The sequence below is a fragment of the Verminephrobacter eiseniae EF01-2 genome, assembly GCF_000015565.1.
GTDB lineage: Bacteria > Pseudomonadota > Gammaproteobacteria > Burkholderiales > Burkholderiaceae_C > Acidovorax > Acidovorax eiseniae.
The window spans coordinates 3,632,162-3,649,871 of record NC_008786.1; the positions used below are offsets into that span (position 1 = coordinate 3,632,162).

Consider the following 17,710-nt stretch of genomic DNA (forward strand, 5'->3'; position numbering starts at 1 on the left):
GACATGCTGGTGAGCGCTGCGGACACCGACGACGGGCGAGCATGATGCGGGGGTCGTGGTCGCCCCCCATGCAGTCATCAGCCAGTGCGATCATGGGCGATTTGTCCGGCCAACGCAGCCGGCCGGAAAGTGATGGCGACGGTCAAAAATGTGCTTCAGACAGGCCGGCGCACATCGATCGACGCAGGAGCGGATATGAAGGCAACCCTACTGACCATGGCAGTTTCAGCCAGCGCGCTGTTGGCCGCCTGCGGAGGCGGCACGCAGGCGCCACCGGGTTCACCGCCCGTCGCAGAAAAGCCATCGGACACAGCACTGGCCGCAGAGGTGCCGCTGAGCACTCCGCCCGCTTCCGTGAAGCACATCCAACTCGAAGAGGTCAAGCCGGCGGAGGTGGTGATACTGTCGCTCCAAGACCTCGACCTTCCTGCCGACGCCGACAGCGTCACCCCGTCGGGGGCCATATCGAATGCCTTGCTGATGGATGGGACGCTGCGCTTTTCCACCCCGGGCGACACGGGCGAAGACCAGGAGGCGACGCTGGAGATCAAGAGCGGCGCTGCAACGACCATAAGCCATGTGCTGATCAGATCACAGCGGCTGACTGCCGCACAGGCCTACGACGACGGGCCAGGGGAGGAAGGCTTGCCGGTTCCTGTCCGCCCGCGCCTGACCGTTGACGGCTTGGGGCCGAACAACACCATCACGGACGCCCCATTGACATTCAGGTTGCAAGGCGTAGGCGCGCTTGACCTGAAAGACGATAGCAAAGGGCTGATCATCGGCGCGAACAATGTCAGGGTTCGCCTGAAGGATTTCTGGTCCTTCAATCCAGTCGATTCCAGCTTTTCGATCTCCGGCCCGGCCATGCAGCGATTGCTCAGCGCGCTGCCGAATGGCGCTCTGACCATAGGGCTGAACTTCGTTTCCAAGGACGGCGAGTTTACAGCTTCTTATGACATGCTGGCGATCAGGCGGGGCGCGAAGGTGTCGGGCAGATTGCAGTCGCTCAACGGCGATCCGGTCACCACATTCGCCGGCCGCAAAATCTTGCTCAAGGGTTACGACGCACAGATGAGGGCCGAGACCGTGGTCGATGCCAATGGCACCTTCATCTTTGACAATGTGATTTCCGATACCTATTTTCTGACCTGGAACGACCTGCGCAATCCGTATATCGTCGGTGGCAGTATGGCGATTTACCAGGACACCACACAAGCCAGCGTCACGCTGGTGGTGCCGCCGAACATGTTGGCGGCCGGCACCAGCAGCGCCGGACTGGCCGCGCAGCGGGCGGGAGCCGGCACTCCATTGTCATACGTGTCGGGCTACGCGACACAAGACGGCACACCGCCGCCGCCACGCGATATCGGCACTACCGAGATCACGCCGTCGGCCCGCTCTGCGACGCGCGCCGCAGAGGGGGCCAGCGCGACCTCAAACGCGGAATCTGGATCTGAGGCTGAACTTCGTTTCCAAAGACGCTGAGTTTGCGGTTGACCATGACATGCGGGTGACCAGGCAGGGTGCGCAGGTGTCGGGCAGATTGCCGTCGCGCAACGGCGATCCGGTCACCACGTTCGCCGGCCGCAAGACTATGCACTTCATCAGCGTATGCTCCTCACCCTTTACCCGCTCCAGTGGGTTGGGTTTTCCCGAGCAACCAAGCGAGCGCTTCTTCGATCGTGGGCTCTGTCTGGGGTGGCGCTTGGGTTTCCAGTTTCGCAATCGTTTTGGCGAAGCGTTCTTCGACGCCGGGCAGAACGACCGATGGAATGCCGTGTTTGGCCAACTCGGCGGCGGCATCATGAACCTCATGCGCGCGGCGGCGGGCATGGATGACGTGTGTGCGCACGAGCATGTCGATGAACGTGCGCAGCGGTGTTTCGTCGATGTCGCGCAACTGCGTGTAGAGTTTTTCGCGCACACCTTGGGCCTCGGCCGCCATCAGTAGTTCAACGCCAAGCGCCTCCATGCCCTTGGTGAAGACGCTTCGCAAAATCTTCAGCGCGATGGCATCACCTGCAGCGCCACCATGGATTGCGCGGGCATTGCCGCCTGCCCTGGTCAGTAGCTCGGCAAATTCTGCGGCGCTTGCGCCAGACGCCAGAAGCGGCGTTTTTTCGAGACTCAACGAAATTGCACCCATGATGGCCACATCGATGTAACGAATCGATCGAGCCGCTGCCAGCTTGGCGGCGCTGCGTTTGGTGTCGGGGCTGGCCGTGGTCAAGTCGCACAGAGCGGCTCCCGGGTGTGCGTGGGCCAGGCACTGTTCTGCAACGCCGAGCGCATGTGCGCCTGTGACGCAAGAAAGCATCCAGTCGCATTCCCGCAGCCAGTCTCCGACGGAGGTTTGTATGGGCAGTTCCCAAGTCGCGGCCAACGCGCTGGCGACCGGGGCAGGGCGGGTGTCACACAGGCGCAACTGAAAACCAGCGATGTGCAGGGCCTTGGCATAACAGCGGCCAACCTCACCGAGGCCGATGACTGCAATTTTCATGATTTCTCCAAGCGGCGATTCAGTTTGCCTTGAGTCCCAATTCCTTGACGATGGCACCCAGGCGTTTTGTGTCGTCGAGCAAGGTTTCCTCGAAAGCAGCGCTGGAGCCGCCGAGGAGGGTGGCTCCATCGGCTTCGAAGGCGGCTTTGACTTTTGGGTCGTTCAGTGCCGCATTGATTTCGGTGTTCAGCCGCGCCACGATGGCTGCGGGCGTTTTCGCGGGCGCCAGTAAGCCGAACCAGCTCACGGTCTCAAAGCCCGGAAATCCCAATTCCGCTACCGTGGGAACGTCCGGGAGCACTGGCAAACGCTTTGCCGAAGTGACTGCCAGGCCGCGGACTTGCTCCCCTTCGATAGGGCCGCGCAGTGTCGCGCTCGTGCCGATCCAGAACGAGAGGCGGCCACCGAGCAGATCGGGCATGCCCTGTGCGATGCCCCGGTAGGGGATGACATTCAGTTGAACTCCGGCGCGCTGCTGCAACTGCTCGATCGCCAGACGTGAGTTGGCGCTCGGAAAACCGATGGATATCGATGTCGGCGCAGCCTTGGCTGATGCCAGAGCCTGCGCCATCGTCAGCGGGCCGCCGTTCGCATTCACCGCGAAGACAAAGGGGTACGAAGCGAGCAGGGCGACGGGGGCGAAATCCTTGGTGCCGTCATAGGGCAGGTGCTCGAACAACGCCGGGTTCAGCGCCAGATGGTCCATCAGCGTGAGCCCCAGCGTGTAGCCGTCGGCAGGTGCTTTCGCCAAAGCGTCGAGTGCGATGATGCCGTTGGCGCCGCCACGGTTTTCCACCACGAAGGCCGTCTTCATGGTTTGTGTGAGCTTCCGGATGAGTGTGCGGGCCACCCGGTCTGCACCGCCTCCCGGTGGAAACGGGACGATCAGCCGGATGGATTTTTCTGGGTAGGCTGCCTGTGCCGAAGCGGCAGGCATGATCACGCAGCCCACGACCGCAGTTGCCAGGGTGAGGGCGGTACGCCGAAAGAATTTCTTGATCATGGTGTGCCTTCTTACAGCTTGGTGACCACCAGGCGCGGCTGCTTATCGAGCAGGCGCCGCTGAACCTTTCCGATGCCCGGGTCGCGCGGGAGTTGCGCGATGCGGATCAATGCGCATGGGTGCATATATTTGGGCAGATCAGCGAGCACCGAGCACACCTGTGCGTGTTCGACATCGGTGGCTGTCGTGTAGAGCACAACCTCGTGCCCCTTCGACGCGGAATCGACACGCCACAGTGCGAACTCGCCGAGCGACTTTGCTTGCCTGAGCCGGCTTTCGACGAAATCGATCGGAACGTATTCACCATTGATGCGGATGGATTCGCTGATGCGCTCGACGAAGACCAGCCGGCCGTACTCATCCAGGCGGCCGCGGTCGCCCGTGTGAAACCAGCCATCGACATCGGTCTGGGGCTCGATGCGCCCCCCTCTGGCATAGCCGGAAAACAGTGACAGTGGGTGTTTGCCGCGCACCCGGATCTCGCCGTCCTGTGCGATCTTGTGTTCGACGTCATGGCGTGCGCGGCCAGCGAGGTGGCAGGCGCCTTCGACAGGCATGTCGTCATCGTCGGGGCGCAGGAGCCAGGTGTGGCACAGGCCGCCAGCCTCGGTGGACCCGTAGGCGCCCACGCCAATCGGCACGTTGAACTGGCGCAGGAAAGCCCGGTCGCACAGAAAGCCGATCCGCACTTGGTGGCCTTCGGCCTCCTGCGCGGTGGTTTTGACTTTGAGCAGGTTGGCGGGTGGCGCGTGTAGAACGAGAGCTGTCACGCCATGGTTCTTGATGTCGGACCAGAAGTCCGCTGCCGAGAACTTCTCGCTCGAAAGCAGTGCGGCATGCGCCGTGAGCGCACCGAGAACGCCGTACCCCATGGGATTGATGTGGAACAAAGGCAGGGGCGGGCATACGGTGTCTTGTGGCGATAGCGCCAAGGTATCGGCGAAAAAGCGGCCCAGGCGCAGGAAGTAACCGTGGCTCAACGCACAGAACTTCGGCCGGCCCGTGGTACCCGAGGTGTGGATGTAGGCCGAGATTTCATGCGGCTCGCAATCCAGCCCGGTACCAGACGCTGCACCTTGGTGTCCGCCGGTGCGCAGAACCTCGATGGTGCTGTCCCAGGCGGACTGCATGTCCACCTGGGTTTCGTTGCGCTGCGCAAGCGTTCCGGGATCGCGCCCGACCCAGAGGATGCCGTGCGGCGCGAGGTTGTCGAGCATGGTGCCGAGCAGTTCATCGGGATAGGCGGGATCGATGAGCGCCGCTTGCAGTCCAGCGAACTGGGTGGCCATCCAGGTGACCAGATAAGCTCCGCTGTTATGACCGATGACGGCGACGACGTCGCCACGCACGAGACCGGTGTCGGACAGGCGGGCTGCGACAGCGCGGGCGCGTTCGACGACGCGCTCCAGCCGATCCTGCTGGCGGAAGGTGCCGAACGCGGTGTGGGCAACGGCTGCGGCGGCCGAGGTGATGAGTTGCGCGACATTGTTCACTTGAGTCCCCTGAGTTTTTCGTCCTTGAGGATCTGGTGCGCGATGTAGTTGCGCAGGATTTCCACCGATCCGCCGGCGATCCGCAGCGTCTTCACTTCGTACAGCAATTGGCCCCAGGGCTTGTCGCGGTACAGGCCGTAGCCACCCGTCAGCGCGAAGCAGTCGTTGGTGGTTTTCTCGGCAGCCTCGACGGCCAGCTTCTTCGCCAGGCTGGTGGCCATGGAGAACTCCTGGCCCTGTTTGACGAGGTTGGCTGCGTGGTCGCGGGCCAGCGAGGCCCCATACAGCGCGCTGTAGCAGTCGGCCAGGGTCCACTGGATACCCTGGAAGTCGGTGACCTTGTGGTGCCCCACGTCACGTTGCTTGGCGTAGTCGGTGGCTTCGGCCAGCGCGCGGGTGGCAAAGCCGATCAGCTCCGATGCATTGCCCAGGCGGCTGACGTTGAACGTGGACAGGAAGGTCTTCATGCCTTCGCCGGGTGCTCCCAGCAGCGCCGCATCGGGCACGCGGACATCTTCGAAGATCATGTCGGCGGTCGGCAGGAAGCGGTAACCCAGCGGTTCGCTGTGGCGGCGCGTGAGGCCAGGCAGGTCCGTGTCCACGAGGAAGGAGGTGAGCCCCGCGTCGGTCATTGCATAGACCAGTGTGACGTGGCTCTCTGCGCCGAGGTTGATGTGGATCTTTTTGCCGTTGATGATCCAGTCACCGCCCTTTCGCACGGCGGTGGTGGAGAGTTTCTTCAGCGAAGAGCCTGCGCCCGGCTCTGAAATGGATTCCGAGAACACCAGCGAGCCTTCCACCATGCCGGGCAAGTACTTCTTCTTTTGCGTTGGCGTACCCCAGTCGTTCATCCAGCGCATGCCCTGGATCTGCACCTGGCTCGATACCAAGCCGTAGCGGCACATGGCCTCGGTGGTGAAGCAGTACTCCGGGGCGTCACCTCCCTGTCCACCCCATTGCGCGGGTGTGATCACGCCGAGCAGCCCGCGAGCTCCCATGCGCCGGTAGGTTTCGGCGGGGAAGCGGCCGATGCGTTCGCACTCGTCGAGCTCCTCGCGGCACTCGGCGACCAGTTCCTTCACGGTGACAAGGGCCAAGTCCGCCCACTGAGGGTCTTTGAGTTGAAGATTGATGTTCATTGAAATCAGCCGGGAATGGGCTTACTTGGCAGCGGGGAAGTCGAACAACCTGGCCGGGTTGTCCACCAGGATGCGTTGCAGCGTGGCCTGGTCGGCATCGAACCAATCGGCCAGCATGTTCAGCAGTTCGCCCGCGTCGGGCATGGCCGCGCAGGCCACATGCGGCCAATCGCTGCCCCAGACCATGCGATCCGGGGCTTCTTGCACCAGCATGCGGCCGCGCTCGGCCAATCGGGCATCGCTGGGCTGGTCGGCCAAGCGATAGGCGCCAGAAAGCTTGACCCAGGTATCCCGATCGGCGAGCAGTGCACGCAGGGCGCGTACAGGAGCGGCGTCCGGACCAATGTCTGCGCGAAGGCTGGCCATGTGGTCAATGACCAGTCGGCAAGGTAGCGCTTGCAATGCGGGCCGGAGGTCCGGCAGCAGATGGCCGTCCACCAGAATCTCGGCATGCCAGTCCAGTGCGGCAAGACGGGATGCCAGTTCGGTCATCGCCTGGAGGCCGCCGCCACCGCCAAGCATGACGTTGAAACGCACCCCGCGAATGCCCTGCCCATGCAGCGCCTGAAGGGTGCTGTCGGCAATGGACGGATTTACTGCTGCCACGCCGCGCAGCCGTTGCGGTGCTTGCGCGATGGCTTCGAGCACGACCGTGTTGTCCGTACCGAAGATGCTCGGTTGCACGACGACACCGTGTTCCAGCCCCAAAGCATTCAGCATGGCCATATGAACCGGGGAGGGTGCCAGCGCGGGGATGTAGCTGGCCTCTGGTACCAACTTCCATCCGCTTTCGGGAATGACGTGGGTGTGCGAGTCGCATGCACCGCGTGGCACGGCAAAGCGCGGTTTCTGGTATTCGGATGGGGGCGGCAGGCTGGCTGCTGTGTTCAGCACTGATATCTCCTTGGGGTGATGAGATTCACGAAGCAGGACGAGACGCTCACTGTTTCAGAGAGGGCTTTCCTTTGTGAATGCGCTTTTCTGCGGGCTTGACTTCGTTGGACACCAGCGTGCTGAACGCTTGCCTTTCTTTGCCTGGTGGTGGAACGCCTCATTCTGTCCAGTGCATCTCGAGTACGCTTGTCTGAATCGACATGCGCGATATGCATGGCACCAATACCTAAGGTTTTTACCTACAGGACTTACGCAAAGCCCGGCTAAAACACGACAGGTAGTCTGCTGAACCACATCCAGCACACTGCCCGTAGTGTTTTAGTGTTTCTGCGTAAGTCCTGACCCATCAGAATACGGCGCACTACAACTTCGTGTCGACGTACCGGAGGCATGGGCATGGGCTTGCGACAGATCGATCTGAATTTGCTGGTGACCTTCCAGGCGCTCGTGGAGGAGCGCAACGTTTCGCGTGCAGCCGAGCGGCTTGCGCTATCGCAGTCGGCGGTGAGCCATGCGCTGAAGCGCTTGCGCAACACATTTCAGGACGAATTGCTTGTGCGCGGCCCCCGTGGCATGGAGCCCACGCCGCGTGCCGTGACGCTGGCGATTGCGGTCAAGTCTGGCTTGGCGACCATCGAAACGGCTGTGGATGAAAAGCGCAGCTTCGATCCGGCAACCTGCCATTCGACCTATTACCTCAGCGTGACCGAATATGTTCGGCCATTCATCATGGCGCATATGTGCGCATATGTGCGCGAGGCTGCGCCTCATGTACGCCTGGTCTTCGAATCGCCGGACGAACACCAGGTCGGTAGCGCCGTTGCATACGAAGGGCTTCAGATTCGCTTGGCCGACCTTCCTGTGAATGGCCCGATGGAGTCGATGCGCCTGTTCGACGATACGTTCGCAGTTGCCATGCGGCGTGAGCACCCTTTTGCAGAGCAGGAGTTGACGCTGGAAAAATACCTCCAACTCGCCCACATCAAGGTCACAGGCGTGGGCAGCAGTGCGATCGATCGAGCGCTCACGGCCAGAAGCCTGGTGCGTGATGTGGTCGTAAAAATGCCGAATTGGCTGGAAGCGCTCGAAGTGGTGGAGTGCACTGATTTGGTCGTCGCCATGCCCAACCACTGGACACGGTTGGGTCGCTTACCGCGTTGCTGCATTACACGACCGTTGCCTCTTGCGCTGCAGATGCCCATCGATGCCGCTTGGCATCCGCGCAATTCGAGCGATCCGGCGCATGTTTGGTTGCGTGAGACAGTGCGCCAGGCTTTTGCTGCCAGGCACGATCGACACACCGCGTCTTGAACGGCCAAGTGGTCCGTCGCAAGCCGCCAGGGCGACAGCGGCATCAGGGAGGCAAGTCGTGTGTGATGGCGTGGTTTCAACCATCGCCCTTGCCGACTTTGCGCAGACTGGCCAGCGCGGCAAAGGGGTTGGGCTTGTCGGCATTGGCTTGCTCGAAGTCGTCGTCTTGGCAAACCAGTGGCACGGCGCTGGGGCATTCGTCGTGTTTGGGCACGACGGGCAAGGCCATCAGCAATTCATCTTCCATCAGGGTGTGCAGATTGAACTCGCGGCTCAGGGCCAGCAGGTCTTGCGCGCTCTGGCCATCGAGCGCATCGGCGGTGGCTTCGTCGGCAACGAAGCGGAACTCGCGCTCGACCGATAGCGGCATGTCCACCGGGCCCAGGCAGCGCTGGCATTCCATCGGGAGACTGGCCCGCACCTTGATGCCAAGCCAGGCCTGGCCTATGCCGTCCGATGCCATGCGCCACTGGCCCTCGGCGCTCCAGTCCACCTGCAGATCCGGGTGCAGCCCTTTGGCCTCTTGGGCCAGGCGTTCGTATTTCAACAGCGAGTCATGGCCCGAGAGCCGGCCTCCCGCCTGTGCGAAGGCTTTCACGTCCAAGCGCTGGGGGGAGAATTCCTTGGTCATGGCAGCCAGTGTAAGAGAATCGGCGCATGCATCGATCCCCTGCCTTGCAACGCCCTGTGGTTTTGGGCTCCACGTCGCGCTATCGGCGCGAGTTGCTCCAGCGCTTGAACCTGCGCTTTCAGGTCGCCGCCCCGGCGGTGGACGAGACCCCGCAGCCCGGCGAGGCCCCGCGCGCGCTGGCCCTGCGCCTGGCCCTGGCCAAGGCCCGCGCGGTCGCGCAGCAGCATCCCGAGGCGCTGGTGATCGGCGCCGATCAGGTCGCGGACCTGGCCGGCGCTCCGCTGGGCAAGCCGGGCCAGCATCAACGCGCGGTGCAACAACTGCGCCAGATGCGCGGCCAGGCCGTGGCGTTTCAGACGGCGGTGGCCGTGGTGTGCGCGGCCACCGGTTTCGAGCAGTTGGACCTGGCCTGCGTGCAGGTGCAGTTTCGGGCGTTGTCCGACGCCGAGATCGAGCGCTACCTGCGCGCCGAGCAGCCCTACGATTGCGCCGGCAGTGCCAAGAGCGAGGGCCTGGGCATCGCGCTGCTCGACGCTATCCACAGCGATGACCCGACCGCGCTCATGGGCCTGCCGCTGATCCGCACCTGCCGCATGTTGCGCGCCGCCGGGCTGACGTTGCCATGAGTGCGCCCGACACCTCCCCGGACGCAGGCCCGGGTCGCCTGTACCTGGTGCCCGCTCCGCTGGACTTTGGCTGCGACAGCCAGGTCCCGTTGCCGGACATCCTGCCGGCCAGCACCTTGCAGACGGCGGCCCGGCTCAGGCACTGGGTGTGCGAGAACGCCAAGAGCACCCGCGCCTACCTCAAGCGCATCGATGCGCTGCACGGCCTGGCCACGCCACTGCAACAGCAGCAGATCACGGAACTGCCGCGTGCGGTGCAGAAAAAGGGCGACCACGATGCGCAGGGCGCGGCCCGGCTCGACGCCCCGGCGCTGCTCGCCGCCGCGCTGGCGGGGCAGGACATGGGCCTGGTCAGTGAAGCCGGCATGCCCGCCGTCGCCGACCCCGGCTCATCGGTGGTGCGCGCCGCGCACGAGCTTGGCATCCGCGTGCTGCCCCTGGTCGGCCCGGTCTCGTTGTTGCTGGCGCTGGCGGCCAGCGGACTGAACGGACAAAGCTTTGCTTTCGTCGGCTACCTGCCGCAAGACGGGCAGGAGCGCATCCGGCGCATCAAGGAGTTGGAGGGCATCGCCCTGAAGACCGGTCAGACGCAGATCTTCATCGAAACCCCTTACCGCAACAGCGCCCTGTGGCAGGCCCTGGTACAGCAGTTGCAGGCCCACACGCGGCTGGCGCTGGCCAGCGCGCTGACGCTGCCGCAGGCACAGGTGCGCAGCCAGTTGGTGCGCCAATGGCGCCAGCAGCCGGTAGCTCCCGATGACCACACTCCGGTCGTTTTCGCGCTGGGGCGCTGACCAGCCCCTTTCAGCTTTGGGGTCTGCAGGCCCCGCAGCGCAGGATCTACACGCCCCATAAGCTATATTTTTCGCAGCACCATGAGCACACCGACCCACGCCCCCGCGCCTGCCGACAGATGGCTGCACGGCGCCATTGCGCGCATCGAAGCCGATTACCAGCGCAGCGCCGACACGCACCTGATCCCGTTGCGCCTGCCGGCTTTTGCCGCGCAGGGCATAGACCTGTACCTGAAGGACGAATCCACCCACCCCACCGGCAGCCTCAAGCACCGGCTGGCGCGCTCGTTGTTTTTGTATGCGCTGTGCAATGGCTGGATTGGCGCCGGCTCGACCGTCGTCGAGTCGTCCAGCGGCTCGACGGCAGTCAGCGAAGCCTACTTTGCGCGCCTGCTGGAGTTGCCGTTCGTGGCGGTGATGCCGCGCAGCACCTCGCCCGAGAAGATCGCGCAGATCGAGTTCCACGGCGGGCGCTGCCATCTGGTGGACAGCGCCGGCCTGGTCTACGAACAGGCCCGGGCCATCGCCGCGCAGACGGGCGGCCATTACATGGACCAGTTCACCTACGCCGAGCGCGCGACCGATTGGCGCGGCAACAACAACATTGCCGAGAGCATGTTCACGCAGATGGCGCGTGAGCGCCACCCCGTTCCGCGCTGGATCGTGGTGGGCGCGGGCACCGGCGGCACCAGCGCCACCATAGGCCGCTACATGCGCTACCAGCGCCATGCCAGCCGGCTGTGTGTGGCCGACCCCGCAGGCTCGGTGTTCAGCGCCCACTACCGCACCGGCGACACCACGCTGACTGCGCCAGGCTCGCGCATCGAGGGCATAGGGCGGCCCCGCGTGGAGCCGAGCTTCATCCGCACGCTGGTCGATCGGATGATCGAGGTGCCCGATGTCGAGTCGGTGGCCGCCATGCGCGCGCTGTCGCGCTTGCTCGGGCGGCGCGTCGGGCCTTCGACCGGCACCAACTTCGTGGCCATGCTGACGCTGGCCGCCGAGATGCGCGAGCGCGGCGAGCGCGGCTCCATCCTGTCGCTGCTGTGCGATGCCGGCGAACGCTATCTGCCCACGTATTTCGACCCGGCCTGGGTGGCGCAATGCTTTGGCGACTGCACGCTGGCACAGCACAAGATCGACGCGCAGATCGGCGCCTGCGGCAACTGACCGATGACAGATGACAACGGACGGATGACCGGTGCGCGGTCTCAGTCCAACGCCGTCCACTTGCGCTCGCTGGCGGCAGATTCGACAACCTTTTCAATGAAGCGCACACCACGCGCACCGTCTGCCACCTGCGGGTAGTCGGCGGCCAGCGGGTCGGCCGTCTGGCCGCTGGCGCGGGCGCGGATGTCGGCAGCCACGCCCAGGTAGACATTGGCAAAGGCTTCGATGAAGGCTTCCGGGTGGCCCGCCGGCAGGCGCCCGGCGCGCAATGCCGCTGCGCTCAACCAGGGGGCGCCGCGTGTCAGGATGCGGCGCGGCCCGTCCAGCGGCGAGTGGATCAGCTGGTTCGGGTTTTCCTGATGCCACTCCAGCGTGCCCAATGTGCCGGAGACCTGTAGCCGCAGGTCGTTCTCCAGCCCTGCCGCCACCTGCGATGCCATGATCACGCCGCGCGCGCCATTGGCGTAGCGCAGCAGCAGTTGGGCGTCGTCGTCCAACTGGCGCCCGGCACCGAAGCTGGCGAGGTCGGCGCATAGCCAAGCCGGCTGCATGCCGGTGACGGTGGCGGCCAGGTTTTCGGCATGTGAGCCGATGTCGCCCATGGCGCCGGTGCTGCCGCTGCGCGCCGGGTCCATCCGCCACAGGGCCTTCCTGTCGTTCGCCTCCACCGGCTTGGACAACCAGCCCTGGTGGTATTGCACCGTGATCTTGCACACCTGGCCCAGGGCGCCGCTGCGCACCAGTTCACGCGCCTCGCGCACCATCGGATAGCCGGTGTAGTTGTAGCTCACGCCGAACACGGTGCCGGAGCGCTGCACGGCGGCCACCAGCGCATCGGCCTGGGCGCTGGTGTGCACCAGCGGCTTGTCGCACACCACATGAAAACCGGCCTCGACAAAGGCCAGCGCCACCGGGTAGTGCAGGTCATTCGGGGTGACGATGCTGACCAGATCGATGCGTTCTTCGGGGCTGCGGCGCAGTTCGTCGTTCAGCAGGTCTTGCCAGCAGCCGTGATTGCGCGCATCGGCCAGGCCCAGATCGGCGCCGGATACGCGCGCGCGTTCGGGGGTGGAGGAGAGCGCTCCGGCCACCCACTCGAACTGGTCATCGAGCGCCATTGCCTTGCGGTGCACGGCGCCGATGAAGGCGCCGTTGCCGCCGCCGACCATTGCATAGCGCAGTTTTCTTTCTTTCGGCATGGGGTGCTCTCCTGGTCAGGCGCGCGTGAATACGGCGTCGAATGCGTGGGTGGATGGCTTGAAGTCCAGCCGCTTGCAAAAGGCCGCGCTCTCGGTGGCGCCATGCACGCGGTCCATGCGGTTGTCTTCCCATTCCACCGACAGCGGGCCTTGGTAGCCGGTGTCGTTGAGCGCGACGATGATGGATTCGAAGTCGATCATGCCGCGCCCCACGCTGCGAAAATCCCAATAGCGCCGCGCATCGCCAAAGCTGGTGTGGCCGCCAAACACGCCCACCGAGCCGTCGCCCTTGCCCCACCAGACATCTTTCATGTGCACGTTGTGGATGCGCCCGGCAAACCGGCGGATGAATTGCACATAGTCCACGCCCTGGTAGCCCAGGTGGCTGGGGTCGAAGTTGAAGCCAAAGCGCCGGTGCCCGCCGACGGCGGCAATGGCGCGCTCGGCCGAGGCAATGTCGAAGGCGATTTCGGTGGGGTGCACTTCCAGCGCAAAGTTGACATCCTGCTGCTCGAACGCTTCCAGGATGGGCGCAAAGCGCTGCGCAAAGTCGGCAAAGCCCTTGTCCCAGTACGCCTGGCCGATCGGCGGAAACGCATAGATCGCATGCCAGATCGACGAGCCGGTAAAGCAGGTGACGGTCTTGACGCCGAACTTTGCCGCTGCGCGCGCGGTGTCGATCAACTCGCGGGCGGCGCGCTGGCGCACGCCTTCGGGATCACCGTCGCCCCATATCCGGGGCGGCAGGATGGCCCGGTGGCGCTCGTCGATCAGGTCGCACACGGCCTGGCCCACCAGGTGGTTGCCAATGGCCAGGCAGTGCAGGCCATGCCATTCGAGCAGGGCGCGCTTGTCTTTCACATATTGGGCGTCGGCCAGGGCTGCTTGCACATCGAAGTGGTCGCCGCCGCAGGCCAGTTCCAGGCCATCGTAGCCCATGCGTTTGGCCAAGGGCGCAAGCTCGGCAAGCGGCAGGTCGGCCCACTGGCCGGTAAAGAGGGTGACGGGTCTTGTCATGGTGCGTCTTGGGCGGTGTGGGTTGGGGGGTGAAAATTGGGGGGTGAAAAGGCAGGCAGCGACCCCATCGCAATGGCTGCCTGCGCTGAGCAGAGCGGATGGCGGGTCTGACCGATCTTCAGTACGGCGAGTCCGGAAAGTAAAAGTCCTTGGCATTCTCTTTGGTGATCTGCACCACCGGGAGGATGGTCCTTGCTGGCAGCTTGTCGCCCTTGAGGCGCGCCTCGGCGGTGAGCTTGATCGCTTCGTAGATGAACTTCGGCGAGAACGACACATTGGCCTGTATCACCGGGTTGCTGCCGTCCATCAGCGCCTTGATCATGCCCTTGGAACCACCACCGCCGAACACCAGTTTGATGTCCTTGCGCTTGGCCTGCTCGATGGCCTTGAGCACGCCCACGGCCATGTCATCGTCGGCGGCCCACACGGCATCGATATGCGCAAAGCGCGTCAGGTAATCCTGCATCACCTTGAAGGCGTCGTCGCGGTTCCAGTTGGCGTATTTGGCATCGAGCAGCTTGATCTCGGGGTTGTTTTTGAGCACGGCGTTGAAGCCGTCCATGCGCTCGTTGTCCAGCGTGGTGGCAATGCCGCGCAAGGCAACCACCTGCCCCTTGCCGCCCAGGGTCTTGGCCATGAACTCGGCGGGAATCTTGCCAAAGGCGGTGTTGTCATACGACAGATAGGCGTCCTGCGCACTGGGGTCGGTCAGGCCGCGATCGACCACCAGCACGTACACGCCCTTGGCCTTGACCTGCGCCACCGGCTTGGTCAGCGCCGCCGATTCGAACGGAAAAATGACCAGCGCGCCGATCTTGTTCGCCGTCAGCATGTCTTGCAACTGGTTGGCCTGCTCGGGCCCACCGCTTGCCGTCTTGATGACGACCTGCAGGCCGGGGTGGGCCTGCTCCAGATCCTTCTTGGCCTTGTTCGCCCAGAACACGATGGCACCTTGAAAGCTATGCGTGGCCGACGGGATGGACACACCCAGCGTGAGTTTGTTCTGCGCCGGCGCCGGGCTGGCCAACGCCAACGCCAGCACAGGGCCGGCCAGCGCCGACAATGCGCGGCGGCGGGTCCATGCCCGATCGGGGTGAAATTTCTGCTTCATGATGCGTCTCCTGTTCCTGTGAAAAAAAGCCATGAAAGCTGGCCGGCGGGGGAAATACTCCAATGCCAGGTGAAATCACTCATTCCTGAGTCACCTTGAAATGAACGCGAGGCAGCGTGGATTCGATGAGTCGGGCATTCGGCTCATCGGTGTTTTTCATCCAATCCTCTGCGTCCTGTAATGAGCGGCCAAACTGCATATGCCTGGCAAGCAAACGCTGCCAGCGCACCGCCGGATCGACCTGCACATACCACAGCTCGTCCAGCAGCGGGGCCACAGGGCGCCAGTCGCCTTGGTCCAGCGCCAAATAGTTGCCCTCGGCAATGATCAGCCTGGCCTGCGGGAATATCGGAATGGCGCCGGCAATCGGCTCCTCGATGGCACGGCGAAACTCGGGGGCATAAATGATTTCATCATCCCTTTGCCGGCGCAAGCGCTCCAGCAGCGAGCGAAAACCATGGCCATCGAAAGTATCAGGCGCGCCCTTGCGCCCGGCACGCCCCAGACGGGCCAATTCGATATTGGCCAGGTGATAACCATCCATCGGCACGATTTGCGACTGCCGGGAGTGCAGGGCTTGCAAACGGGCCGACAGCGTCGATTTGCCGGCCCCCGGCGGTCCGATGATGCCCAAAAGGGTGCGCGCACTGCGGGCCAGGAATGTCTGTAGTCGCTCGCAGGCTTGCGGGAAAGTCAGCGTCGGCACCTGATGAGTCATCGAATCCCTCCAATCGAACTGCGGGTTCAAGCGTTGCTGGCGTTACTGACGTTACTGGCTTTGCGGGCGTTGCCCATGCCATCGGCGATGAACTGGCGCGCATGTTTGGCCAAATCCATTCCATCGCTCCAGAGGTTGCGCCACACGGCCAAGGTATTGGACAGGTCGTGATTCACAACGGCCGATGAAAAGCTCTCGAAGGTAATGACGCCCTCGTAGCCGATCGAAGCCAGTGCCCGGAAAAATTCGGGAAAGTCGATGGTTCCCGATCCGAGATAGCCGCGATTGCTTTCACCGATATGCACATAGCCCAGCCGCGCACCGCAAGCCAGCACGGGCTGCAAGAAGTCGGTTTCTTCGATATTCATGTGGTAGGTATCGAGATGCACCTTGACACCAGGCGCATTCAGCTTGTCGAGCATTTCCAGCGCTTGCAGGGCCGTGTTGAGTTGGTTGCTCTCATAACGGTTTACCACTTCCAGGCCCAGCGTGATTCCTTTCGCGGCGGCGACATCGGCCATGCGTTTCATCGATTCCATGGCGTTGTAGCGCCCTTTTTCGGTGAGGGGTCCGGGGTACTTGGCCAGGGCGCCATACAAGACTCCGCCAAAGTAATTGCCGCCCAACTGCGCGGTCATGGTGATGCCCTCTTGCAGCTTGGCAATGCCGCGACGCACACATTCAGGGTCTTCACTCGAAATGTCGGCCGCCAATGACAAACCGCGTGAACATGCGATTTGCATGTCGAATTCCTGCAGCAGATCGCGTGTCAGCGCAATGTCCATGACCGGGGCATGCAGTGAAAGTTCTACCAGGTCATAGCCAGCCCGTTTGGAGCTTTCGATGACTTTTCGGGCCGAGGCCGAAGTGAAATCTCCGGCCCATACCAATGCGTGAATGCCAAGTGTGTTCATGTTTCCCGTCCTCGAGGTGGATGCAAATACCAGACCCCGGCGGGTCTGCACATTCGTGAATGGCGTAGTGGATGAAACCGTCTGGTGTCAATGTCGGCACAGCTGAATGGGGCGCTGTTGCAAGGAATCAGCTTTGCTCCACCGGTTGACTGCGCCAAAGCGTCACCGTTTCAGGCTGCGCGATTTTGCACAAGCAGGGCGGCAGGCCACGGGCGATCAGTTCGGCATCCGCCGTCACCATCACGCCGATTTGGGCCAGGGTCTGCGCCAAGGCGCCCGCCTGGTGCGGCGAGAGCAACAAGTTGTCACCCTTGCGGGCTCGGTGCTCCAAAGGCAATGGCTCCTGCGGAAATACATCCGTCGCGACGCGAATATGGCCTGTCGCCGCCACGTCCAGCATGGCTTCAAAATCCACCACCGCTGCACGGCTGACGAGCACCAGCGCCGCCCCCGCCGGCATCGACAAAAAAGCCTCCCGGTTCAGCAGGCCCTGGTTCTGCGCGGTCACACCGGCGACCACGAATACGATCTTCGAACTGGTCAGCACCTCTTGCAGCGTAGCCGCCTGACAACCCATGGACTCGATGTACTCCGGGGGCAGCCACGGGTCATAGGCTTTGATCGTCGGGTGAAAGGGCGCGAGCAAGGGCACGATGGCGCGCCCGAGATCGCCAAAACCGATGAAACCCAGGTGTTGACGATGCAAGGAATAGGCGTTGCGGTTTGCGTCGAGACCGTATTTTTCGCTCCCCTGACGGAAATACCGGTCGGAACGACTGATGCCACGCGCCAGGTCGAGCGCCATGCCGAGTGCCGCTTCTGCCACCGGCTCGGCAAATACGGGACTGGTGCTGAGAATCCGGACGCCACGCGAGATGGCAACGCCATAGTCGATATTCGGCAGGAAGTTGCCTTCCACATTGAATATCGCCCGCAAATGAGGCGCCAGGCGCAAACGCGATGCCGGCATATCGATCTGGCCAATGAGGATTTCCAGACGCGGGGCCAGCGCTTCGAACTCGGCCCGGGTGGGCGGCGCAGCGTCATGGATATGCAGATCCCCCAATGCGCGCAAGCGCTCCAATTGGGTTGCCGTGAAGATGTCTGCAACCCTGCGCGGCGCAGGAACGAGGAGGATGACTTTGGCAGAAGGCGTCATGGCAGGAGTCCTGTTCTTTCATGCCTGT

17 protein-coding genes are annotated in these 17,710 nt (G+C 63.3%); 5 read left to right on the forward strand and 12 right to left on the reverse strand.

The window, feature by feature from the left end; translation table 11 throughout:
• The first annotated feature begins 132 nt into the window (after positions 1-132).
• On the forward strand, positions 133-1,488 hold the full coding sequence (locus VEIS_RS15830) for a hypothetical protein (protein ID WP_041950094.1): 1,356 nt from the start codon (positions 133-135) through the stop codon (positions 1,486-1,488).
• A gap of 133 nt (positions 1,489-1,621) precedes the next feature.
• Here VEIS_RS15830 and VEIS_RS15835 read toward each other — a convergent pair whose 3' ends face one another.
• Genes VEIS_RS15835 through VEIS_RS15855 form a run of 5 tightly spaced genes read right to left on the reverse strand, consistent with a single transcriptional unit; the run spans position 1,622 to position 7,032 of the window.
• Positions 1,622-2,503 (reverse strand): NAD(P)-dependent oxidoreductase, encoded by an 882-nt coding sequence (locus tag VEIS_RS15835; RefSeq protein ID WP_011810979.1) that lies wholly within the window; start codon positions 2,501-2,503, stop codon positions 1,622-1,624.
• Between the two features lie 19 nt (positions 2,504-2,522).
• Positions 2,523-3,506 carry a Bug family tripartite tricarboxylate transporter substrate binding protein gene (locus VEIS_RS15840; protein WP_011810980.1) on the reverse strand — a complete coding sequence of 328 codons (984 nt, stop codon included), beginning with the start codon at positions 3,504-3,506 and terminating at the stop codon, positions 2,523-2,525.
• A gap of 11 nt (positions 3,507-3,517) precedes the next feature.
• Positions 3,518-4,999 carry a class I adenylate-forming enzyme family protein gene (locus VEIS_RS15845; RefSeq protein WP_011810981.1) on the reverse strand — a complete coding sequence of 494 codons (1,482 nt, stop codon included), beginning with the start codon at positions 4,997-4,999 and terminating at the stop codon, positions 3,518-3,520.
• Complete coding sequence (locus VEIS_RS15850; protein ID WP_011810982.1) at positions 4,996-6,138, reverse strand: acyl-CoA dehydrogenase family protein; 1,143 nt, start codon at positions 6,136-6,138, stop codon at positions 4,996-4,998. Before VEIS_RS15850 ends, VEIS_RS15845 begins: the two co-directional genes overlap by 4 nt.
• 21 nt (positions 6,139-6,159) lie before the next feature.
• Complete coding sequence (locus tag VEIS_RS15855) at positions 6,160-7,032, reverse strand: amidohydrolase family protein (RefSeq protein WP_011810983.1); 873 nt, start codon at positions 7,030-7,032, stop codon at positions 6,160-6,162.
• A 396-nt stretch (positions 7,033-7,428) separates the two neighbouring features.
• Here VEIS_RS15855 and VEIS_RS15860 point away from each other — a divergent pair, with 396 nt between their 5' ends.
• Positions 7,429-8,343: a LysR family transcriptional regulator gene (locus tag VEIS_RS15860; protein WP_011810984.1), complete on the forward strand. Its 915-nt coding sequence runs from the start codon at positions 7,429-7,431 to the stop codon at positions 8,341-8,343.
• 76 nt (positions 8,344-8,419) lie between these two features.
• On the opposite strand, the gene VEIS_RS15865 is transcribed toward VEIS_RS15860, so the two are convergent.
• On the reverse strand, positions 8,420-8,974 hold the full coding sequence (locus VEIS_RS15865) for a YceD family protein (protein ID WP_011810985.1): 555 nt from the start codon (positions 8,972-8,974) through the stop codon (positions 8,420-8,422).
• Positions 8,975-9,000: 26 nt separating this feature from the next.
• Here VEIS_RS15865 and VEIS_RS15870 point away from each other — a divergent pair, with 26 nt between their 5' ends.
• The 3 genes from VEIS_RS15870 (at position 9,001) to VEIS_RS15880 (ending at position 11,564) form a co-directional block, all read left to right on the forward strand.
• Complete coding sequence (locus VEIS_RS15870; RefSeq protein WP_011810986.1) at positions 9,001-9,600, forward strand: Maf family nucleotide pyrophosphatase; 600 nt, start codon at positions 9,001-9,003, stop codon at positions 9,598-9,600.
• On the forward strand, positions 9,597-10,394 hold the full coding sequence (locus VEIS_RS15875) for an SAM-dependent methyltransferase (RefSeq protein WP_011810987.1): 798 nt from the start codon (positions 9,597-9,599) through the stop codon (positions 10,392-10,394). The genes VEIS_RS15870 and VEIS_RS15875 overlap by 4 nt, the downstream gene beginning before the upstream one ends.
• Positions 10,395-10,475: 81 nt before the next feature.
• Positions 10,476-11,564 carry a PLP-dependent cysteine synthase family protein gene (locus tag VEIS_RS15880; RefSeq protein WP_011810988.1) on the forward strand — a complete coding sequence of 363 codons (1,089 nt, stop codon included), beginning with the start codon at positions 10,476-10,478 and terminating at the stop codon, positions 11,562-11,564.
• A gap of 41 nt (positions 11,565-11,605) precedes the next feature.
• On the opposite strand, the gene VEIS_RS15885 is transcribed toward VEIS_RS15880, so the two are convergent.
• The 6 genes from VEIS_RS15885 to VEIS_RS15910 all read right to left on the reverse strand — a co-directional run bounded on the left by VEIS_RS15885 (position 11,606) and on the right by VEIS_RS15910 (position 17,682).
• A complete protein-coding gene (locus VEIS_RS15885; protein ID WP_011810989.1) occupies positions 11,606-12,763 on the reverse strand; it encodes a Gfo/Idh/MocA family protein in 1,158 nt (385 codons plus the stop codon).
• 15 nt (positions 12,764-12,778) lie between these two features.
• Positions 12,779-13,780: a sugar phosphate isomerase/epimerase family protein gene (locus tag VEIS_RS15890; protein ID WP_011810990.1), complete on the reverse strand. Its 1,002-nt coding sequence runs from the start codon at positions 13,778-13,780 to the stop codon at positions 12,779-12,781.
• 118 nt (positions 13,781-13,898) lie between these two features.
• Entirely contained in the window at positions 13,899-14,891 is a 993-nt protein-coding gene (locus VEIS_RS15895; protein WP_011810991.1) for a substrate-binding domain-containing protein, read from the reverse strand.
• A gap of 79 nt (positions 14,892-14,970) precedes the next feature.
• Positions 14,971-15,609, reverse strand: a complete 639-nt coding sequence (locus VEIS_RS15900; RefSeq protein WP_011810992.1) for a nucleoside/nucleotide kinase family protein — start codon at positions 15,607-15,609, stop codon at positions 14,971-14,973.
• A gap of 26 nt (positions 15,610-15,635) precedes the next feature.
• A complete protein-coding gene (locus tag VEIS_RS15905; RefSeq protein WP_011810993.1) occupies positions 15,636-16,523 on the reverse strand; it encodes a sugar phosphate isomerase/epimerase family protein in 888 nt (295 codons plus the stop codon).
• Positions 16,524-16,650: 127 nt separating this feature from the next.
• The gene (locus tag VEIS_RS15910; protein ID WP_011810994.1) at positions 16,651-17,682 is read right to left on the reverse strand and encodes a hydroxyacid dehydrogenase; all 1,032 of its coding nucleotides are present in this window, start codon (positions 17,680-17,682) and stop codon (positions 16,651-16,653) included.
• Between the last annotated feature and the right edge of the window lie 28 nt (positions 17,683-17,710).

Excerpts from the sequence above, each read along its gene's own strand:
- VEIS_RS15890 (WP_011810990.1), bottom strand. The coding sequence starts at position 13,780 with ATGACAAGACCCGTCACCCTCTTTACCGGCCAGTGGGCCGACCTGCCG.
- VEIS_RS15830 (WP_041950094.1), top strand. The coding sequence starts at position 133 with ATGGCGACGGTCAAAAATGTGCTTCAGACAGGCCGGCGCACATCGATC.
- VEIS_RS15885 (WP_011810989.1), bottom strand. The coding sequence starts at position 12,763 with ATGCCGAAAGAAAGAAAACTGCGCTATGCAATGGTCGGCGGCGGCAAC.
- VEIS_RS15910 (WP_011810994.1), bottom strand. The coding sequence starts at position 17,682 with ATGACGCCTTCTGCCAAAGTCATCCTCCTCGTTCCTGCGCCGCGCAGG.
- VEIS_RS15870 (WP_011810986.1), top strand. The coding sequence starts at position 9,001 with ATGCATCGATCCCCTGCCTTGCAACGCCCTGTGGTTTTGGGCTCCACG.
- VEIS_RS15895 (WP_011810991.1), bottom strand. The coding sequence starts at position 14,891 with ATGAAGCAGAAATTTCACCCCGATCGGGCATGGACCCGCCGCCGCGCA.
- VEIS_RS15835 (WP_011810979.1), bottom strand. The coding sequence starts at position 2,503 with ATGAAAATTGCAGTCATCGGCCTCGGTGAGGTTGGCCGCTGTTATGCC.
- VEIS_RS15860 (WP_011810984.1), top strand. The coding sequence starts at position 7,429 with ATGGGCTTGCGACAGATCGATCTGAATTTGCTGGTGACCTTCCAGGCG.
- VEIS_RS15905 (WP_011810993.1), bottom strand. The coding sequence starts at position 16,523 with ATGAACACACTTGGCATTCACGCATTGGTATGGGCCGGAGATTTCACT.
- VEIS_RS15875 (WP_011810987.1), top strand. The coding sequence starts at position 9,597 with ATGAGTGCGCCCGACACCTCCCCGGACGCAGGCCCGGGTCGCCTGTAC.
- VEIS_RS15880 (WP_011810988.1), top strand. The coding sequence starts at position 10,476 with ATGAGCACACCGACCCACGCCCCCGCGCCTGCCGACAGATGGCTGCAC.
- VEIS_RS15840 (WP_011810980.1), bottom strand. The coding sequence starts at position 3,506 with ATGATCAAGAAATTCTTTCGGCGTACCGCCCTCACCCTGGCAACTGCG.
- VEIS_RS15865 (WP_011810985.1), bottom strand. The coding sequence starts at position 8,974 with ATGACCAAGGAATTCTCCCCCCAGCGCTTGGACGTGAAAGCCTTCGCA.
- VEIS_RS15900 (WP_011810992.1), bottom strand. The coding sequence starts at position 15,609 with ATGACTCATCAGGTGCCGACGCTGACTTTCCCGCAAGCCTGCGAGCGA.
- VEIS_RS15850 (WP_011810982.1), bottom strand. The coding sequence starts at position 6,138 with ATGAACATCAATCTTCAACTCAAAGACCCTCAGTGGGCGGACTTGGCC.